General features: G+C 64.8%; 23 protein-coding genes and 1 pseudogene. 13 read left to right on the top strand and 11 right to left on the bottom strand.

Going from position 1 to position 18,542, the window contains the following annotated elements; genetic code table 11:
• Positions 1–43: 43 nt before the first annotated feature.
• Complete coding sequence (locus ACZZZM_RS00580; RefSeq protein WP_463593168.1) at positions 44–589, top strand: hypothetical protein; 546 nt, start codon at positions 44–46, stop codon at positions 587–589.
• Here ACZZZM_RS00580 and ACZZZM_RS00575 read toward each other — a convergent pair.
• Positions 581–1,564: an agmatine deiminase family protein gene (locus ACZZZM_RS00575; protein ID WP_463593167.1), complete on the bottom strand. Its 984-nt coding sequence runs from the start codon at positions 1,562–1,564 to the stop codon at positions 581–583. The genes ACZZZM_RS00580 and ACZZZM_RS00575 overlap by 9 nt on opposite strands.
• A gap of 146 nt (positions 1,565–1,710) precedes the next feature.
• Between ACZZZM_RS00575 and ACZZZM_RS00570 the strand changes: the two genes are divergently transcribed.
• Positions 1,711–3,054 (top strand): glucuronyl esterase domain-containing protein, encoded by a 1,344-nt coding sequence (locus ACZZZM_RS00570; RefSeq protein WP_463593166.1) that lies wholly within the window; start codon positions 1,711–1,713, stop codon positions 3,052–3,054.
• A gap of 56 nt (positions 3,055–3,110) precedes the next feature.
• Positions 3,111–5,099 carry a S9 family peptidase gene (locus ACZZZM_RS00565; RefSeq protein ID WP_463593165.1) on the top strand — a complete coding sequence of 663 codons (1,989 nt, stop codon included), beginning with the start codon at positions 3,111–3,113 and terminating at the stop codon, positions 5,097–5,099.
• Positions 5,100–5,313: 214 nt separating this feature from the next.
• Here ACZZZM_RS00565 and rpsD read toward each other — a convergent pair whose 3' ends face one another.
• The 6 genes from rpsD to rpiB form a co-directional block, all read right to left on the bottom strand.
• Entirely contained in the window at positions 5,314–5,928 is a 615-nt protein-coding gene (rpsD, locus tag ACZZZM_RS00560; RefSeq protein ID WP_463593164.1) for a 30S ribosomal protein S4, read from the bottom strand.
• Between the two features lie 214 nt (positions 5,929–6,142).
• Entirely contained in the window at positions 6,143–6,409 is a 267-nt protein-coding gene (locus tag ACZZZM_RS00555) for a hypothetical protein (protein ID WP_463593163.1), read from the bottom strand.
• A gap of 98 nt (positions 6,410–6,507) precedes the next feature.
• A complete protein-coding gene (locus tag ACZZZM_RS00550) occupies positions 6,508–7,236 on the bottom strand; it encodes an RNA methyltransferase (protein WP_463593162.1) in 729 nt (242 codons plus the stop codon).
• Positions 7,233–7,694 (bottom strand): transcriptional regulator NrdR, encoded by a 462-nt coding sequence (gene nrdR, locus ACZZZM_RS00545; RefSeq protein WP_463593161.1) that lies wholly within the window; start codon positions 7,692–7,694, stop codon positions 7,233–7,235. Before nrdR ends, ACZZZM_RS00550 begins: the two co-directional genes overlap by 4 nt.
• Positions 7,694–9,004, bottom strand: coding sequence for a serine hydroxymethyltransferase (gene glyA, locus ACZZZM_RS00540; protein ID WP_463593160.1), 1,311 nt, complete (start codon positions 9,002–9,004; stop codon positions 7,694–7,696). The genes nrdR and glyA overlap by 1 nt, the downstream gene beginning before the upstream one ends.
• A 3-nt stretch (positions 9,005–9,007) precedes the next feature.
• Positions 9,008–9,448: a ribose 5-phosphate isomerase B gene (rpiB, locus tag ACZZZM_RS00535; protein WP_463593159.1), complete on the bottom strand. Its 441-nt coding sequence runs from the start codon at positions 9,446–9,448 to the stop codon at positions 9,008–9,010.
• 64 nt (positions 9,449–9,512) lie between these two features.
• Here rpiB and ACZZZM_RS00530 point away from each other — a divergent pair, with 64 nt between their 5' ends.
• Positions 9,513–9,989: a hypothetical protein gene (locus ACZZZM_RS00530; protein WP_463593158.1), complete on the top strand. Its 477-nt coding sequence runs from the start codon at positions 9,513–9,515 to the stop codon at positions 9,987–9,989.
• A gap of 23 nt (positions 9,990–10,012) precedes the next feature.
• Positions 10,013–10,258 carry a hypothetical protein gene (locus ACZZZM_RS00525; protein WP_463596478.1) on the top strand — a complete coding sequence of 82 codons (246 nt, stop codon included), beginning with the start codon at positions 10,013–10,015 and terminating at the stop codon, positions 10,256–10,258.
• Between the two features lie 21 nt (positions 10,259–10,279).
• Here ACZZZM_RS00525 and ACZZZM_RS00520 read toward each other — a convergent pair.
• Positions 10,280–10,393 (bottom strand): annotated as a pseudogene (locus ACZZZM_RS00520) (cold-shock protein); the annotation flags it as partial.
• An 80-nt stretch (positions 10,394–10,473) separates the two neighbouring features.
• Positions 10,474–11,313: a LytTR family DNA-binding domain-containing protein gene (locus tag ACZZZM_RS00515; protein ID WP_463593157.1), complete on the bottom strand. Its 840-nt coding sequence runs from the start codon at positions 11,311–11,313 to the stop codon at positions 10,474–10,476.
• A 47-nt stretch (positions 11,314–11,360) separates the two neighbouring features.
• Between ACZZZM_RS00515 and ACZZZM_RS00510 the strand changes: the two genes are divergently transcribed.
• The 4 genes from ACZZZM_RS00510 to ACZZZM_RS00495 all read left to right on the top strand — a co-directional run bounded on the left by ACZZZM_RS00510 (position 11,361) and on the right by ACZZZM_RS00495 (position 13,998).
• Positions 11,361–11,936 carry a DUF1579 domain-containing protein gene (locus ACZZZM_RS00510; protein ID WP_463593156.1) on the top strand — a complete coding sequence of 192 codons (576 nt, stop codon included), beginning with the start codon at positions 11,361–11,363 and terminating at the stop codon, positions 11,934–11,936.
• 40 nt (positions 11,937–11,976) lie between these two features.
• The gene (locus tag ACZZZM_RS00505; RefSeq protein WP_463593155.1) at positions 11,977–12,387 is read left to right on the top strand and encodes a response regulator transcription factor; all 411 of its coding nucleotides are present in this window, start codon (positions 11,977–11,979) and stop codon (positions 12,385–12,387) included.
• 211 nt (positions 12,388–12,598) lie between these two features.
• Positions 12,599–13,129: a DUF4199 domain-containing protein gene (locus ACZZZM_RS00500; protein ID WP_463593154.1), complete on the top strand. Its 531-nt coding sequence runs from the start codon at positions 12,599–12,601 to the stop codon at positions 13,127–13,129.
• A gap of 53 nt (positions 13,130–13,182) precedes the next feature.
• Positions 13,183–13,998 (top strand): NYN domain-containing protein, encoded by an 816-nt coding sequence (locus ACZZZM_RS00495; protein ID WP_463593153.1) that lies wholly within the window; start codon positions 13,183–13,185, stop codon positions 13,996–13,998.
• Here ACZZZM_RS00495 and hemA read toward each other — a convergent pair whose 3' ends face one another.
• Entirely contained in the window at positions 13,999–15,246 is a 1,248-nt protein-coding gene (gene hemA / locus ACZZZM_RS00490) for a 5-aminolevulinate synthase (RefSeq protein ID WP_463593152.1), read from the bottom strand.
• 255 nt (positions 15,247–15,501) lie between these two features.
• Here hemA and ACZZZM_RS00485 point away from each other — a divergent pair, with 255 nt between their 5' ends.
• Positions 15,502–15,666 carry a hypothetical protein gene (locus tag ACZZZM_RS00485; RefSeq protein ID WP_463593151.1) on the top strand — a complete coding sequence of 55 codons (165 nt, stop codon included), beginning with the start codon at positions 15,502–15,504 and terminating at the stop codon, positions 15,664–15,666.
• Here the strand turns inward: ACZZZM_RS00485 and murI are convergent.
• Complete coding sequence (gene murI / locus ACZZZM_RS00480; RefSeq protein ID WP_463593150.1) at positions 15,663–16,460, bottom strand: glutamate racemase; 798 nt, start codon at positions 16,458–16,460, stop codon at positions 15,663–15,665. The genes ACZZZM_RS00485 and murI overlap by 4 nt on opposite strands.
• 106 nt (positions 16,461–16,566) lie before the next feature.
• Here murI and plsY point away from each other — a divergent pair, with 106 nt between their 5' ends.
• Genes plsY through ACZZZM_RS00465 form a run of 3 tightly spaced genes read left to right on the top strand, consistent with a single transcriptional unit; the run spans position 16,567 to position 18,516 of the window.
• Entirely contained in the window at positions 16,567–17,178 is a 612-nt protein-coding gene (gene plsY / locus ACZZZM_RS00475) for a glycerol-3-phosphate 1-O-acyltransferase PlsY (protein WP_463593149.1), read from the top strand.
• Entirely contained in the window at positions 17,171–18,250 is a 1,080-nt protein-coding gene (gene dprA, locus ACZZZM_RS00470; protein ID WP_463593148.1) for a DNA-processing protein DprA, read from the top strand. The genes plsY and dprA overlap by 8 nt, the downstream gene beginning before the upstream one ends.
• Positions 18,247–18,516: a hypothetical protein gene (locus ACZZZM_RS00465; protein ID WP_463593147.1), complete on the top strand. Its 270-nt coding sequence runs from the start codon at positions 18,247–18,249 to the stop codon at positions 18,514–18,516. The genes dprA and ACZZZM_RS00465 overlap by 4 nt, the downstream gene beginning before the upstream one ends.
• Positions 18,517–18,542 lie beyond the last annotated feature (26 nt).

Here is an 18,542-nt window from a genome sequence, read left to right as displayed (position 1 = left end):
TGCCGATTGCATTGTTTCGCACCCCCCGGCTTAATCGGCGGCGATGACAAGCTTCGAATTCGCCTTTTCGCTGTTCGGCTTGTTGCTGGGCCTCTCCGTCGCCGAAGTGATGGGGGGCTTCGCGCGGGTGCTGCGCGCGCGGCACAAGATGCGGCTCGGCTGGCTGACGCCGTTGCTAGGCGTGCTGCTGATGGTCGATCTGGTGACCTTCTGGTCCAACGCCTGGGACATGCGCGAAGCGATCCCGCCAAGCTTCGAGGCACTGCTATACGGCACCGGCATCGCCGCGATCTATTATCTCTCGGCCTCGTTGGTGTTCCCGGTCGAGCTTGAGGAGTGGCCCGATCTCGATGCTTATTTCCTGCGCCATAAGGGGCAGGTGATGGCGGGGGTGATCGTCGCCAACCTGATGGTGATGACCGCGCGGGTGCTGCTGTTCGGTAACATCTTCACCGATTGGCAGAGCGTGGCGATCCCCGTGGCCTATACCAGTCTCGGGCTGCTCCTGATCTTCACCAGGCACGAGCGGCTCAGCCTGGCCGTGCTGTGCATACTGCTGATGATGTACGCGGCGTTCCGCTTACTCTGACGGGATCTGCTGGCTGATGCAGTGGAAGCTGCCGCCGCCAGTCAGGATATGATCGGCGCGCTGTCCGACGATCTGGCGGCCGGGGAAGAGCTGGCCGAGCGCATCCACCGCGGCATCGTCATTGTCCTGCCCGTATAGCGGGACGACGATCGCGGCATTGCCGATATAGAAGTTCATATAGCTGGCGGGGATGATGTCTTCCTCGGGTCCCAGCACGCGGCCGGGCGAGGGGAAGGGCACGACTTCGACGCCATGGGCGGAGGCGCGCATCCTGGCATCCTGATAGACGCGCCAGTTCGGATCATTGTCGGTCGCCTGTGGGATCAACAGGCGGTTTTCGCCGACGAAACGCGCGAGATTGTCGACATGCCCGTCGGTGTGATCGTTGAGCAGCCCGTCGCCGAGCCACAGCACGTCGGTGTAACCGAGATCCGACTTCAGCAAGGCTTCGACATCGGCCTTGGAGAGGCCGGGATTGCGGTTGCGGTTGAGCAGGCATTGCTCGGTGGTGACGACCAGTCCGGTGCCGTCGCCGTCGATCGCGCCGCCTTCGAGGATCCAGTCATGATCCTCGACATGGAAATGCTGCCGGCGGGCGAGGCGGTGGCCGATATCGTCATCGCCTTCGAGATCGTATTTGCCGCCCCAGCCATTGAAGCCGAAATCGTGCGCAGTGCGGTCGCCGCCGATGATCGGCCCGGTATCGCGCAGCCAGATGTCGCCGAACGGCTCGACCACGATGCGGGCGTCATGCCCGACCAGCTTCTTCGCCGCGGCCGCGGCCTCGTCGTCGGCGCAGACCAGGATCACCTTCTCGCCGCGCCCCTCGGCGTGCACGGCGCGGGCGAATATCGCGACTTCGGCGCGCGCGGGCTCGATATCCTCGAGCCACAGCTCGGGATGGCTGGGGAAGCCGATCCAGACGGCATCGTGCGGCGCCCATTCGGGCTTGGGGGGCGGAGGGACGGTGGTCATGTGGAGGTCTCTAACAAACCTTGGTGCTCCAGACACCCCTCGTGGTTTGCCGCGTGCGGCTCCCGATATGATCCCCGGACATTGGCAGTCTTGCGCACGTCCGCAACGTGATGCAGCCTGGTAGCGATAACATGCGGGAGAGGGCGATGCGGTTTGCGACTGAACTGATGCTCTTGCTGTGCGCCGCGCTGCCGGCATCAGCGCAGCAGCAGGATTATACCGCGGCCAATGCCGATCGCCAGGCGATGCTTGATCGGCTCGGGATCAAATCGGTGCGTGCGGGCGCGGACGGCTTCAACAAGAACGCGTCCAACGCCGCCAATTACGACGAGGCGAAGGCGGGAGAGCCTGTGCTCCACGGTGTGCTGACCATGGTCAATGGCGACCGGGTCGACAGCCCGGAAATGTGGTGGGGCGAGCGCCGGCCCGAAATCGTCGGGCTGTTCGATCGTGAAATCTATGGCCGCGTGCCGGCAACTGCGCCGAAGATATCCTGGCGGGTGGTGCGGCAGGAGGACGCAGTCGAGGGCGGCGTGCCGGTGGTCAAGAAATGGCTGGAGGGAATGGCCGATAACAAGGCCTGGCCCCAGGCAGCGGCGACGATCTCGCTGCGGATGACTTTGCCGCGCGGCAAGACGCAGGTGCCGCTGATGCTGTCATTCGGTTTCCCAGAGGGCTTCCGCTTTCCCGGGCCGCCGCGCCCGGCCGATCCGGGGCCGCCTTATACCGAGCAATTGCTGGCGCGCGGCTGGGGCTATGCGGTGGTGGTCGCCAATTCGATCCAGGCGGATAATGGCGGGCAACTGAGCGACGGCGTGGTCGGCATCTCGCTCGCCGGCGCAAAGCGAAGTCCCGAAGATTGGGGCGTGCTGCGCGCCTGGGCATGGGGGGCGAGCCGCGCATTTGATGCACTGGCCAGCGATCCCACCGTGGATGCCAAGCGCATCGGGATCGAGGGGCTGTCGCGCTATGGCAAAGCGGCGCTCGTCACCATGGCATATGACCAGCGCTTTGCGATCGGGTTCATCGGCTCGTCGGGGGCGGGGGGCGCGGCGCTTTACCGACGCAATTTCGGGGAGCGGATGGGCAATTTGTGCGCGGGCGGCGAATATCACTGGTTCGCGGGCAATTTCCTCAAATATTGCGGGGGCCTGACCGAATTCGATTTGCCGGTTGATGCGCATCTGCTGATCGCGCTGGCGGCGCCGCGCCCGATCTTCATCGGCGCGGGAACGGTCGAGACAGGAGATGGCTGGGTAGATCCCAAGGGCAGTTTCCTGGCCGCAGCGGCGGCCAGCCATGCCTGGGACCTGCTCGGCAAGCCCGGGCTGAGCGCGGTCGAGTTCCCGCAAGTGCTGACGCCGGTAACTGCCGGCACGATCGGCTTCCGCCAGCACCAGGGCGGGCATAATAATCGCGATAATTGGCCGACATTCATCGATTTCGCAGTCGCGAAGCTTGCGGCCGGATCGGGCGCGAAGCGCGATTGATCCGGTAACGAAACCCGCTAGGCTCCTGCAATCTATTCGATTTTGGGGGGCTTTCGATGATTAGGAACCTGACCGCCGCGTTGCTGGCGACGCTCTGCGTGCCCGCCATGGCGCAGGCCCAGAGCGCGGATGCGGTAAAATTCGGCGCACGCGAGGGCGTGATCCAAGCAAGCATCTCGCCCGACGGCAGCAAGATCGCAATGATCTCGCCGGTGGCGGGGGGAGGCGCCGCGGTGCTGGTTGCGCCGCTCGATGGCAGCGGCGAGCCCAAGGCGATCCTGACTTCGAGCGGCAAGCCCGACCGGCTTTCCTATTGCCGCTGGTCGACTTCTACCCGGCTGGTCTGCTCGGTGTTCATGGTCGAATTCAGCGGTGCGCTGTTGACCGGCTATTCGCGGATGATCGCAGTCAATGCCGACGGTTCGGATCTGAAGCAGCTCACCGCGCGTGCGGGATCGAGCGAGCTTGGCGCGAGTCTGTATGGCGGCGCGATCATCGATTGGCTCGCCGACGATGCCGACAGCGTGGTGTTGATGGAGCGCTATTTCATTGCCGAGGGCAGCACCGGGCGTCTGGTCTCGCGCCAGACCAGCGGGCTGGGCGTCGAGCGCGTCGATACCGTCAGCCTCAAGCGCTCGACGGTCGAATCGGCAAAGGGCAGCACCTTCGACTATCTGAGCGACGGGCACGGCAATGTCCGCGTGATGGGCATCCAGGCGACTGGGGGCGACGGCAACAATCTCAACCGGCGCACCTACCAGTATCGAAAGACCGGCAGCCGCGACTGGATTCCGCTCAGTCAGATTCAGGTGACGCCGCAGGGTACGGTCGGGTTCGTGCCGCTTGCCGTCGATCACGATCTGAACGCCGTCTATGGCTATGATAACCAGAATGGCCGCGCGGCGATGTTCCGGGTCTCGCTCGACGGAAGCCTCAAGCGCGAAATGGTGTTCGAGCATGGCGCAGTCGATGTTGACGACCTTATCCGCTTCGGGCGCCAGCGGCGCGTGGTCGGGCTTTCTTATGCGACCGACAAGCGCCGCTCGGTGTTCTTCGATCCGTCGCTTCAGGCACTGGCGGTGTCGCTCTCCAAGGCGCTGCCCGGGCAGCCGATCGTGAGCTTCGTCGATGCCAGTGCTGACGAGAGCAAATTGCTGCTGTTCGCCGGCGGCGACAAGGATGCGGGCAATTATTACTTCCTCGATCGCAAGACCAAGAAGATGGTCGAGATCAGCCCCGTCCGGCCCCAGCTTGCCAAGACTGCGCTGGCCAGCGTCAAGCCGGTAAGCTTTCCCGCTGCCGATGGCACGATGATCCCAGGCTATTTGACGCTTCCGGCGGGAAGCGACGGCAAGGGCCTGCCAGCGATCGTGATGCCGCATGGCGGGCCGGGCGCGCGCGATGAATGGGGTTTCGATTGGCTGTCGCAATTCTATGCGGCGCGCGGGTTCGCTGTGCTCCAGCCCAATTTCCGCGGATCGGCGGGCTATGGCGATGCCTGGTTCAAGAAGAACGGCTTCCAATCGTGGCGGACCGCAGTGGGCGACGTCAACGATGGCGGGCGCTGGCTGGTCTCGCAGGGGATTGCGGCGCCGGGCAAGCTCGCCATCGTCGGCTGGTCCTATGGCGGCTATGCGGCGCTGCAATCGCCCGCGCTCGATCCGAACCTGTTCAAGGCGATCGTCGCGATCGCACCGGTCACCGATCTGGAGGAGCTGCGCAACGAATCGCGCGGCTACACCAATTTCAGGCAGGTTGACGAGTTCATCGGCAAGGGGCCGCACGTCAAGGAAGGCTCGCCCGCGCAAAACGCCGGCGGGATCAAGGCGCCGGTGCTGCTGTTCCATGGCGACAAGGATTTGAACGTCGGCGTCGCCGAATCGCGGCTGATGGAATCGCGGCTGAAGGCTGCGGGCGGGAAGGTGGAATATGTCGAGTTCGCCGGGCTCGACCACCAGCTCGACGACGACAAGGCGCGCGCGACGATGCTCGACAAGAGCGATGGGTTCCTGCGCGCGGCGCTGGGGCTTCCGGCGAAGCCTTGAGGGTTGCGGCGGCGGCCGTCATCCCGGATTTGTTCCGGGATCCAACCATCGGCATGTAGGGAGGAAGAGGCTCAAGGATCCGACCAAGCGGCCTGCTGGACCCCGGAACAAGTCCGGGGTGACGAGGGGAGCGAGTCAAAGGCGATTGCCAATACGACGAAAAAGGGCGGCCCCGCGAGGGACCGCCCTTTTTTCTGTCGCCTGAACCGGTCGATTAGCGCGAATAGAATTCCACGACCAGGTTCGGCTCCATCTTCACCGGATACGGAACCTCGTCGAGGGTCGGCACGCGGGTGAAGGTGATCTTCGAGGCGCCATCGGGAGCGACGTAATCGGGGATGTCGCGCTCGGCGAGGCTCTGTGCTTCCATGACCAATGCCATTTCCTGCGCCTTGCCCGAAAGCGAGACTTCCTCGCCCGGCTTGATGCGGCGCGAGCCGATGTTGCACTTCTCGCCGCCGACGCGGACATGGCCGTGATTGACCAGCTGGCGAGCCGCCCACACGGTCGGTGCGAACTTGGCGCGGTACACGATCATGTCGAGGCGCTGCTCGAGCAGGCCGATCAGATTCTGGCCGGTATCGCCCTTCATGCGCGACGCATCTTCATAGGTGCGCTTGAACTGCTTCTCGGTGATGTCGCCGTAATAGCCCTTGAGCTTCTGCTTGGCGCGCAGCTGGATGCCGAAGTCCGACATCTTGCCCTTGCGGCGCTGGCCGTGCTGGCCGGGGCCGTATTCGCGCTTGTTGACCGGGCTCTTTGGGCGACCCCAGATATTCTCGCCCATGCGGCGATCGAGCTTGTGCTTGGCGCTATGGCGCTTCGACATCTGATATTCCTTGCAATTGCTAACGACGTAATCCGCGCTTCCGAAAAGGCGCGGGGTTGATTCCGGTATCCGCCTGCTGGTCTCTCAAAGGAGGGCAGGGCCACCGCTTCACCGGAGTGCGGGGCCATTGCGAAGGCGCGCGCCTAGACGCACGCCCCCTGCATGTCAAGATTGGGCAAGGGGCGCCGGGCGAGTTCGCGCCGGCGCGTGCCCCTTAGTTGTTCCGCGGGCGGAAGGTCGGATCGGTCGAGGCGTTCGCGCGATTGTCCATGTCGCGATTGTCGCGCTCACGACTCGCACGCTCGGACAGGGCTTCCCACTCGGCCTTGGTATGGCACTCGCGCTTGCCGCCGAGGATCGAGCCGGTCTGGCCCAGAGCGCGGCAGATCTTCTTATCCGCCTTCTTCGGCTGAGCGCCGGTATCCTGGGCATAAGCAGGCGAAGCGAGCGCCAACAGGGCGATAAAGGGTACAAAACGCATGTGAGGGAAGCTCCAGGTAACCGATTGGCGTATATGGGCTATATAGCAGATTATCGCAGATGCGAAAGCCATGCGACGAAAGCCATGCGACGAAAGTGTCAGTCGCGGCGGCGAAGCTTCTTGCCCGCCAGTGCCGAAAGCACGCCGCGCAGGGTCCGAACCTCCGGGCTCGACCAGCCCGGCTTGGTGAGCAGGTTGCGCAAGGTCTGCTTGGTGGTCGGGACGCGGGCGGGGGGATAGAAGAAGCCGGACTCCTCCAGCATCGCATCGAGCTGGGCATACATGCCTTCGAATTCTTCCTGCGGCGCCGGCGGATCGAGATCGACGGCGGGCGGGCTGACGAGCGCCTGGCCCTTCGACCATTCGTACGCGACGAGAATCACCGCCTGCGCCAGATTGAGCGAGCCGAACTCGGGATTGATCGGGACGGTGACGATGGTGCGGGCGAGCGCGACTTCCTCGATATCCAGGCCCGAGCGCTCGCGGCCGAACAGGATCGCTGAAAGGCCCTGCTCGGCGTGGATGTCGCGTGCTGCCACCTCGGGCGTAACCACCGGCTTGGTGATCCCGCGCTTGCGCACGGTAGTGGCGTAGACATGGACGCAATCGGCAACGGCATCGGCAACGGTCTCAAAGACCTGGGCGCGTTCGAGGACGATATCGGCGCCGCTGGCGGCGGGGCCGGCGGAGGGGTTCGGCCACCCATCGCGCGGGGCGACGAGGCGCAGATCGGTCAGCCCGAAATTGAGCATCGCCCGCGCAGCCTTGCCGATATTCTCGCCAAGCTGGGGGCGGACCAGGACGATGGCTGGCTGGGGCGCGCTCACGGCTTGCCCGCGTCGCTCACATTGCCTGCGAATTCCTCGAAATCCTTGGCTTCGCGGAAGTCCTTATAGACGCTGGCGAAGCGGATATAGGCGACGGGATCGAGGCCCTTGAGCCCATCCATCACCAGCTCGCCGATCTTCTGCGACGGAATCTCGCTGTCGCCGAGCGTCTCGAGCTGGCGCTGGATGCCCGAGACCAGGCGCTCGATCTGGGCGGCGGTGACGGGGCGCTTGCGCACGGCTATCGAGACCGAGCGAACGAGCTTGTCGCGTTCGAACGGCTCGCGCTTGTCTTCGGACTTGAGGACGGTCAGCTCGCGCAGCTGGATGCGCTCGAAGGTGGTGAAGCGCGCGGCGCATGCCTCGCACTGGCGGCGGCGGCGGATCGCAGCGCCGTCTTCAGTGGGGCGGCTGTCCTTAACCTGCGAGTCTTCGTTGCTGCAGAACGGGCAGCGCATCAGGCGTCCGGATAGATCGGGAAGCGCTCGCACAGCGCGCGGACGCGCTCGCGGACATTGGCCTCGATCTGCGCGTCGCCCTGCTCGCCATTCTTGCGCAAGCCTTCGAGCACATCGGCGACCATGTTGCCGATCTCGCGGAATTCACCGGCGCCGAAGCCGCGGGTGGTGCCCGCCGGCGAGCCGACGCGGATGCCGCTGGTCTTGACCGGAGGCAGCGGATCGTTGGGGATGCCGTTCTTGTTGCAGGTGATCGCGGCGCGCTCGAGCGCTTCATCGGCATCCTTGCCGGTGACGCCCAGCGGAGTGAGGTCGATCAGCGCAAGGTGCGTGTCAGTTCCACCCGAGACGACTGCCGCCCCGCGCTCCTTGAGAGTGGCGGCGAGCACCTTGGCGTTCTCCACCACCGCGGCGATGTAGCGCTTGTAATCGGGCTGGAGCGCTTCGCCGAAGGCGACTGCCTTGGCGGCGATGACGTGCATCAGCGGGCCGCCCTGAAGGCCGGGGAAGACCGCCGAATTGATTTTCTTCGCGATGGCTTCGTCGTCGGTCATCACCATGCCGCCGCGCGGGCCGCGCAGGGTCTTGTGGGTAGTGGTGGTGACGACATGGGCGTGGCCGAACGGCGTGGGGTGCGCGCCGCCTGCGACGAGCCCGGCGAAATGCGCCATATCGACCATGAAGATCGCGCCCACTTCATCGGCGATGGCGCGGAACTTGGCGAAATCGATGATCCGCGGATAGGCCGAGCCGCCGGTGATGATCAGCTTGGGGCGATGCTCGAGTGCCTTGGCGCGGACTTCGTCGAAATCGATCAGATGGCTGACCGGATCGACGCCATATTGCACGGCGTTGAACCATTTGCCGCTCATCGCCGCCTTCGCGCCATGCGTCAGGTGGCCGCCGGCATCGAGGCTGAGGCCCATGATCGTGTCGCCCGGCTTGGTCAGCGCCAGCATCACCGCGCCATTGGCCTGCGCCCCTGAGTGCGGCTGAACGTTGGCGAAGCCGCAATTGAACAGCTGCTTGCCGCGGTCGATCGCCAACTGCTCGACTTCGTCCGAAGGGTGGCAGCCCTGGTAATAACGCTTGCCCGGATAACCCTCGGCATATTTGTTGGTGAAGACCGAACCCTGGGCTTCGAGCACTGCTTTGGAGACGATATTCTCGCTGGCGATCAGCTCGATTTGATGCTGTTCGCGCTCCAGTTCATGGCGCACCCCAGCGAACACCGCGGGATCGACTTCGGCGAGGCTCTTGGTGAAGAAGCCATCGGGCTGGAGCCCTGCCATTTGCGGGTTGGTGCTCATGGATCAGGCTCCCTTGGTGAGTTTGTCGACGCGGCGCTGATGGCGTTCGCCGAGGAATTCGGTGTCGAGGAATGCAGTGACGCAGGCCTTGGCCATCTCGGTGCCGATCAGGCGGGCGCCTAACGCTATGACGTTGGCGTCGTTGTGCTGGCGGGCGAGGCTGGCGGAGAGCGGCTCGGAGACGAGCGCACAGCGCGCCGCGGCGATGCGGTTGACTGCGATCGAAATGCCGATCCCGGATCCGCACAGCGCCACGCCAATGTCGGCCCGACCATCTTCGATGGCCTTGCCCAGTGCAAAGCCGTAATCGGGGTAATCGACGCTTTCGGGCCCGTTCGTCCCCAGATCCACCACTTCGTGCCCCGCTTCATGCAACCAATTGGCGAGTTCTGCCTTCATTGCGAAGGCGGCATGATCCGAAGCGATGGCGATGCGGCGCGGCATGGCCAGCGCCTCTACGACTTCGGGTCTTTGCTGGCTAGCCGTGACGACAGCTTTGGAGCGTTAAATGCGAAGCCTCATCCTCGCCCTTCCCCTCGCGCTGGCGGCTGCCGCATGCAGCACCGCCGAGAATGCCGCCGATCAGATCGGCAACACCGCCGAAGTGACCGGCGATGCGCTCGTCAATGCCGGGGGCGATATGGCCGCGGCAAGCGGCAATCTGGCCAGAGACACGGGCAACGCAGTCGCCGAAGCCGCTGCAGGGCATGATGCTTGGGTCGGCCGCTGGACCGGCGTGGAAGGAACCTATCTCGTCATCAACAAGGGCGCGCTGCCCGATCATTACCGGCTGGAGATGCAATATACCCTCGATTCAAAGGGCAGCTATGACGGCACCGGAACTGAAGAAGGCATCGCCTTCACTCGGCCCGACGGCAAGCAATTGCTCCACGCATCGAACGGCGACGCCACGGGCCTCAAATATCTTGCCGGCAAGAAGGACTGCCTGACCGTCAAGGACGGCGAAGGCTATTGCCGCGACTGAAATCATTCGAAGGAGAAATACACGTGAAGAAGATCATTCTGGTTGCCGCGCTTGGACTCGGGCTCGCCGCCTGCACCGACAGTTCGCAGAACAACCTCAGCAACTCGCTCGACCGTGCAGGCGATTCGATCGAGAACGTGGCTTCAGATGCTGGAGATTCGATCGAGAACGGGCTCGATCGCACCGGCGACTATCTGGGCAATGCTGCGGAAGACGTGGGCAATCGCGCCGAGGGCGTAGGCAATTCGATCGAGAACGCCACGCGCTAGGGTTTCAATTCGCGACACGTTTATCGCTTGCAGGCCTTTGGCACCCTGGACGACATCGAAGTGCACCGCTTCGCCCTTGTTCAGGGTGCCCATGCCATCGTGATTGCCGACGAGCCCGCGGAAGTGGACCAGCAATGCTCCCCGCCGTCATCGGGCTGAATGAAGCCGAAGCCCTCCCCGACTATATGTGCTCACGCTGACGGTCTGCTGGGGCATCAGCTTCTCCTCGAATCCAGCCAGCCGCGGGCGCGCGCCTGCGGCAGATAGGTCGCGCTGACCGGCACGCGCTGGCCATCGGCAAGCACCAGTTCCCAGCGCCGCCCGTCGCGTGCTGCGCCTTCGACGGCCTCGGCCGCGACCCAGGCGCCGCGATGAACCTGCGTGCCTTCGACTCCCGCGACTTCCTCGATAGCGTCGCCGAAGCGATAATGGATCAGCACGCTCGGCCCGCCGCGGCGGTGGACGCGGCAATAATGGTCTTCGGCTTCGATCGCGAGGAGCGACGCGGCATCGACTCGCGCGCGCTGAAGCAGGCCGTTCGCCTGGGGTACCGGTATGGTCCAGCGCGGGCGATAGCCGCTGGCGCGCGTGACGAGCAGGACGGTGATCAGCACGACGCCGCCGATCGCGAGCGCGCGGCCCCAGGTGCCGAACGCATCGGGCATGTCCGCGCCCAGCCCGACGGCGCGGGCGCTCAGATGCACTTCGAGCGGGATCGGTAGCGACAGGATCACGCTCCCGATCGCCGCGGCGCGAAGCCAGTCGCTGGGCTGTCGAACCAGTCGCCAGAACCACAATTGCCATTTGAGCGCGCTCCAGCTCATCAGGAGCGCCCAGAACAGCATGCGCTGTCCCGCGGGCATCGCGCCGGTGCCGAAGCCGCCCGTGACGGTCATCAATGCAGCCGCGGCGGCGCAGGCGATCCACAGCATCGGGAAGCCGGGCAGATTGGCGAGGCCGCGAACGCGTTTCACGAAGCCACGCGCGGCTTTCGCGAAACCGCGCTTGTTCGCCGAGGACGTGGCACGAAACAGGGCGGACCGGACGGCGGACATGGAGGCAAGGCTGCCACGCGCCGGACGCAACGACAATTGGAGATTGCATGATGTTGAAATGGATGATGTGCGGGCTGGCCGCTCTGGGCGCAGTTCTGCTCATTCCGGGCGCACAGGCGCAGGGGACCGACATGGCCGCGATCGCGGCGCAGAAGCAGGCGATGACGAAACTCGACTGGATGCACGGCGTATGGCGCGGCCCCGCCGTCACGCAATTCCCGCAAGGTCCGCGCGACGTTGCCCAGACCGAGCGGATCGGCAGCTTCCTCGATGGCACGCTGACGATGATGGAAGGCAAGGGCTATAATGCCGACGGGACAGTGGGCTTCAATGCGCTCGGCGTCGTCTCCTACGATGCGCAGTCCAAATCCTATTGGCTGACCAGCTGGGCGCTGGGTCGCGGCGGCAAGTTTCCGATGACCGTGACCGACACCGGCTATGTCTGGGAAATCGCCACGGGCAACATGACGATCCGCTATACCGCAACGCTTGCGAACGGCGTGTGGACCGAAGTCGGCGACTATGTGGTCCCCGGTCAGCCCGTGCGGCAATTCTTTAAGATGATTCTCAAGCGCGTCGGAGACAGCGACTGGCCGGCGGCGGGCGGCATCGCCAAGGAGTAAGACTGGCCTGTCGATGTTGCCCTGCTTAGGCTGTGCGGCGATGTGGAAGCGGGCGGGCCTGTATGGAGTGTTGCTGGGGGCGGGAACGCTCGCGTTGCAATGGCTCGATTATCAAAGGCTCGCCCGCAGCCATTGGGACGACATCTACATCTTCCTGATTGCGGGCGCGTTCCTGGTGCTGGGCGTCGTCGCCGGAATCCGGCTGGCGGCGCCGCGGCGCGTGGCATTCGCGGGCAACCCGCAGGCGCTCGCCGCTTTGGGCATCAGCCCTCGCGAACTCGCCGTGCTCGAGCAGATCGCGGCCGGCCGCTCGAACCGGGAAATTGCCGAAGCGCTGGGGGTATCGCCCAACACGGTGAAGACGCATGCTGCGCGGCTGTTCGAGAAGCTCGGCGCCGAGCGGCGTACTGATGCCGTGGCGCGGGCGCGGGAATTGGGGATCATCGGCTAACTGTCATCCCGGACTTGTTGCGGGATCCACGTATCCACGCGCGATCAGCGCGCGGCTCTAGCGTCGTGCCAAGTTGCACAATGGACCCCGGAACAAGCCCGGGGTGACAAATGGTGGGCGCATTCCGCGAAAATCACCCGTTCGGGCGATTGCCCGGCTCGCTTGCGGCGCGCCTGATCGCGGCGCAACCTGATCCAAGGGGGACACAAACATGAAGACCATTTTGATTCCGGGCCTGATCGCCGGCGCCTTCGCGGGCATCTGGGGCTGCCTGATGTGCGCGGGCAGCATCGAGGTCTCGATGAATGTCGGGATGACGATCGGCTATCTGACGATGCTGATCGGCCTCACCACCATCTTCCTCGCGATCAAGCGCCGCCGCGACGTGGACCAGGGCGGGGTGATCCGCTTCTGGCCCGCCTTCGGATTGGGCATCGCGATCAGCCTGATCGCGGGGCTGGTCTATGCGCTGTTTTGGGAAGTGTCGCTGTCGATGATCGGGCTAGACGCTTTTGCCGAGCGGATGATCGCCATGTCGCAGGAAGGCGGAAGCACCCCGCAGGAAGTCGCCGAGATGCGTGCGTTTTTCACGGGCAGCTATGCAAGCCCGCTGATCCGCATCCCGATCAGCATGGTCGAGATGCTGCCCGTCGGCGTGCTGGTTTCTTTGGTCTCGGCGGCCTTGCTGCGCAACCCGCGCTTCATGCCGGCGCCGGCGGTACGAGGCGATGCTTCGCAATAAGCGGTGTTGGGGGTAGAGGGCAGGTGAAATCCTGCCTTCTACCGAGGAACGTCATGCAGACCGATCAACCCAAGGGGCGCGCGCCCGATCGCCGGATTGCGCTGCTGATCGACGCCGATAATATCTCGCACACCAAGATCGCGCCGATGCTGGCCGAGCTTGCCAAATATGGCACCGCCAATATTCGCCGGGCTTATGGCGATTGGGGCAGCAACAGCCTGAAGGGCTGGAAGGAAAAGCTCCACGATTTCGCGATCCGCCCGATCCAGCAGTTCAGCTATTCGGCGGGCAAGAACGCGACCGATATCGCGCTCGTCATCGATGCGATGGAATTGCTCTACACGCAGAAGCTCGATGCGTTCTGCATCGCCTCCAGCGACGCCGATTTCACGCCGCTGGTGATGCAGCTCAAGGCCAATGGCCATGAAGTCTATGGCTTTGGCGAACGCAAGACGCCCGCGCCGTTCCGCAATGCCTGCACGACCTTTTTGTATCTCGATACGCTGGGGGGAGAGCCGACCGCCCCGGCTCCTGCACCTTCGCGCACGACCGGTCAGACCAAGGCATCGGCGCCACCGGCGGCCGCGGCTGTCGAAGCGAAGAAATCGCTGGCGCAGGACGCCACCCTGGTGACGATCCTGCGCGGCGCAGTCGAAGCATCGGTGTGGGACGATGGCTGGGCGACGATGTCGGCAGCAGGCAGCGCCGCCAAGCGCCAGGCCTCGATCGATCCGCGCAATTACGGCGTCAAGAACTTCCCGGCGCTGTTCGAAGCGGTCGGCCTGTTCGACATCTACAAGACCGAGAATGGCCTGAGCTACGTCGCCGACAAGCGCAACAAGGATCGCGAGCCGCGGCCGTCACGCTGATCAGGCAGCGCGCCGCAATTCCAGCCGGCCCCAGATCTCGACCAATGCATCGACGAGCTCGCGCATCATCGCTTCGTCGTGCGTAGGGCCGGGAGTGAAGCGCAGCCGCTCGGTGCCGCGCGGCACGGTCGGGTAATTGATCGGCTGGACGTAGACGCCATATTCGGCGAGCAGCACGTCGCTGATCTTCTTGGCCTTGACCGGATCGCCGACCATCAGCGGGACGATATGCGTGGTCGAAGGCAACACCGGCAGCCCAGCCTCCGCCATCAGCGTTTTGAGCTTGGCTGCGGCTTCCTGCTGGCCGTCGCGCTCGGTGCACGAGGCCTTGAGATGCTTGACGCTCGCCAGTGCGCCCGCGACCAGCACGGGGGATAGGCTGGTCGTGAAGATGAAGCCCGGCGCATAGCTGCGGATCACGTCGATGATCATCTGATCGGCCGCGATATAGCCGCCCATCACGCCGAACGCCTTGCCGAGCGTGCCTTCGAGGATGGTGATCCGATCGGCGACCGCATCGCGCTCGGTGATCCCGCCGCCGCGCGGGCCATACATGCCGACGGCATGGACTTCGTCGCAATAGGTCAGGGCATTATACTTGTCGGCGAGGTCGCAGATCTCGGCGATCGGGGCGACATCGGCGTCCATCGAATAAACGCTCTCGAACGCGATCAGCTTGGGCGCCGAGGGATCGTCTGCTGCGAGCAATTCCTCGAGATGCGCCAAATCGTTGTGGCGGAAAACGCGCTTCTCGCATCCCGAGTTGCGGATGCCCGCGATCATCGATGCGTGGTTCAGTTCGTCCGAATAGACGATGCAGCCGGGCAGGATCTTGGCGAGCGTCGCCAGCGTCGCTTCGTTCGAGACATAGCCCGAAGTGAAGAGCAAAGCGCCCTCCTTGCCGTGAAGATCGGCAAGCTCATGTTCAAGCTCGATATGGTAATGGGTGTTGCCGCCGATATTCCGCGTGCCGCCGGAGCCGGCGCCGACGTCGTGGAGGGCCTCCTCCATTGCCGCGATCACCTTGGGATGCTGGCCCATCGCCAGATAATCGTTCGAGCACCACACGACGATCGGCTTGGGGCCGTTATGCCCGGCAAAGCAGCGTGCATTGGGATAGGCGCCCTTGTTGCGCAGTACATCGATAAAGACCCGGTAGCGGCCCTCGGCGTGCAGCCGGTCGATCGCCGACGAGAATACCCGCGTGTAATCGACAGCGGGTGACGGGCTGGGCGGCAGATCACGCATGATATTCTGCCCCCTAAACCCAAATCCCGCCGATTTCCAGCGCTGGAGGTAGGACAAAACGACCTAGTTGCGACGGGCGGGCGGGCTTTCGCGTGAAAGTTCCCGGAATAAGGGCGCTTCGTCGCATCCCCCTAACCCGGATCAACAACGGCTGCCCCTAGACCTGCTATACAATGCAGATCGCAGGCGACTCGCGTTTCAAGCATGCCTGCGTGGAGAGACCGTTAGGCTCCCGCTTGCGAAAGGAGCATCGCTGTGACCAGTCGAGACGTGGACTATTACGCCAGGCGAGCGAAACAGGAACGCGACAGCGCCGAGCGCACGCAGGATTCGATCGCCAGGCGCGTTCATCAGGAAATGGCCGAGCGTTATGCCGCGCGGCTGAGCGAATTGGCGCCGCTCCAGCAAGTGCGCGCCTAAAGCAATTCGATCTGGCTTAGGCCGTATCGCGCCAATGCTGGCGCGAGCGCCTCTGCCGCTGCATCGAGCCGCGTGAATACCGCGCGGCCCTGCGGCTTTTCCTCCGGCCATGACTGACCCTGAGTGAGGAAAGCGACCCGGCGGGCAATGCCGGGGCCGCCATCGACGAAACGCACCGGATGCGGCGCGGCGGCGGCGAGCTCCTTTTCCAGCAGCGGGAAATGCGTGCACGCATTGACGATCACGTCGAGCCGCTCGCCGCCCTGCTGGGCAAATAGTCCTTCGAGCACTGCGCGAAGGCGGCCGGCAGGGGGTGAGGCGCCACCCAGCGCGCGCTCGGCCAGTTCGACCAGTTCGGCCGATCCGTGGCGCAATACCGTGCAGTCTGCCGCGAAGCGCGCGCTCAGATCGTCGACATAGGGTTGGCGGACGGTCGCCTCGGTGCCGAGAACGCCGATGACGCGCGTCGTGCTGGCTTCGGCGGCCGGCTTGATCGCGGGCACGGTGCCGACGATCGGAATGTCCAGCGCCGCGCGGACATGCTGGAGCGCGATTGTCGAGGCGGTGTTGCAGGCGATTACGATCAGCCGCGGATCGAAGCGCTCGGCCAGCCGCCCGAGCAATGCGGGCACGCGCGCGGCAATTTCGCCTTCGGTGCGGGTGCCGTAGGGGAAGCCGGCCGAGTCGGCGGCGTATACGATGGGTGCCTGCGGAAGCAGCGCCGCCGTCGGGGCAAGCACCGAAAGGCCGCCGACGCCGGAATCGAAGAACAGGATCGGGCGGCTGTGGGGCATAGACTGCGATTGGCGCGCAGTTCGCGGGGGGTCAACCACCCCTAGATCGAGATCATTGCGCCGCCCTGCGCGAGGGCCTAATCTGCAAATTCAAGAAGGGGGCAGGGTGCAAAGCGAAATCCTCTGGGTGGCTCCGGCCGCCGCGATCATCCTCGGCTATTTGCTCGGCTCGATTCCGTTCGGCGTGCTGCTCACGCGCGCTGCCGGCGCCGGCGACCTGCGCGAGATCGGCTCGGGCAATATCGGCGCGACCAACGTGTTGCGCACCGGGCGCACGGGTCTTGCCGCCGCAACCTTGCTGCTCGATCTGGCCAAGGGCGCGGCGGCGGTTTTGCTCGCCGAATGGCTGTTCCCCGGCAACGGCATGCTCGGCGGAATGGCGGCGTTTCTCGGCCATTGCTACCCGGTCTGGCTCAAGTTCACGGGCGGCAAGGGCGTCGCGACCCTGATGGGAATCGTCCTGGCGCTGCATTGGCCTTCGGGGCTGGTCTATGCCGCGATCTGGCTGGGCATGCTCGGCGCGCTGCGGGTTTCTTCGCTCGCCGGCATGGCTGCGGCAGCGAGCGCTCCGGTCAGCGCGGCTTATTTCGGGCAGATCGATATCGTGTTGCTGCTGCTCGCGATGGCGCTGATTGTGATGTGGAAGCATCGCGACAATATCGATCGGCTGCTGAGCGGCACCGAGCCGCGCATTGGCGGCAAGAAGCAGGATGGCTGATTCGCGCGAGGCACGGCTGCGGCTGCTGCGCTCGGCGAACATCGGTCCCGTCACCTATCGGCAGTTGATCGCGCGCTTCGGTACCGCCGAGGCGGCGCTCGAGGCTCTGCCGATGCTCGCGGCCCGAGGCGGCGGACGCGCGCCGAAGCTTGCCGATGCAGGCGCAGTGCGGCGCGAGATCGCCACGGTCGAGAAACTCGGCGCGCGGTATCTGTTTATCGAAGAAGCGGATTATCCGCGTCTGCTGGCCGAGACCGAAAGCGCGCCGCCAGCGCTGATCGTGCGCGGGCGAGTGGACCTGCTCGCGCAGAATTGCATCGCGATGGTCGGTGCGCGCAATGCCAGCGCCGCCGCGTGCCGCTTTGCGCGGCAACTGGCACTGGGCTTGGCCGATGCGGGCGCGACCGTCGTCTCGGGACTCGCGCGTGGGATCGACACTGCGGCGCATATCGGCTCGATCCAAGGCGGTACCGTCGGGGTGATCGCCAGCGGCATCGATATCGGCTTTCCACCCGAAAATCGCGAGCTCCAAGAGCGCGTGGCGATCGAGGGGCTGTTGGTGGCCGAGCAGCCGCCGGGTACCGAGCCACTCGCCCGCTTCTTCCCCTCGCGCAACCGGATCATCGCTGGGCTGGCGCTCGGCACGGTGGTGGTAGAGGCGGCGCCGCGTTCGGGCTCGCTGATTACTGCACGGCTGGCAGCGGAAGCGGGGCGCGAAGTGATGGCCGTCCCCGGCTCTCCGCTCGATCCGCGCGCGCAGGGGTGCAATCTGCTGATCCGCGAAGGCGCGACGCTCGTGCAGAGCGTCGACGACATTCTGGAGGCGATCCGTCCTATCGACGCGCGTGCGGTACGCGCCCCGGCAACCGGCTGGGAGGGCTCACCGCCCGAGGATGCGAGTGATGGGGAACGGCGCGCGGTCATCGGATTGCTGGGACCGGTCCCTGTTCCCGTAGACGAACTGATCCGCCAGTCGGGCTTGGCGCCGGCGGTGGTGCAGACCGTGCTGCTGGAATTGGAGCTGGGCGGGCGGCTGGAGCGGCATGCAGGTGGGAAAGTGAGCCTGACATGACGCCGCCGAGGATTTTGCCGATCGAATGGGCTGCGTTGTTCCTGCTGGCGCTGACCGCCGGTTGTCTCGCGATCCTCGCCCGCAATCCGTTCTTCGCGCTTCCAGTCGGGCTTGTCTGGCTTTCGGTCGCGGGAGCCTTGGTCGTGAGCGGAGTGATCAACGCGGTGCGCGATCCGCTTCGGCCTGTCGATCGCATCCGCTCCGTAGTTGCAGCTCCGATGGCAATCGGCGTGGCTTGGTCGATCGTTCGCTTCTACCCCGCTTGACGGCACCCGAATCCACCCCCCACCTT

This window comes from Sphingomonas sp. AC522, from assembly GCF_979258125.1.
Note: the sequence above shows the minus strand (reverse complement) of the source record. Positions and strands in the feature narration are given on the sequence as shown.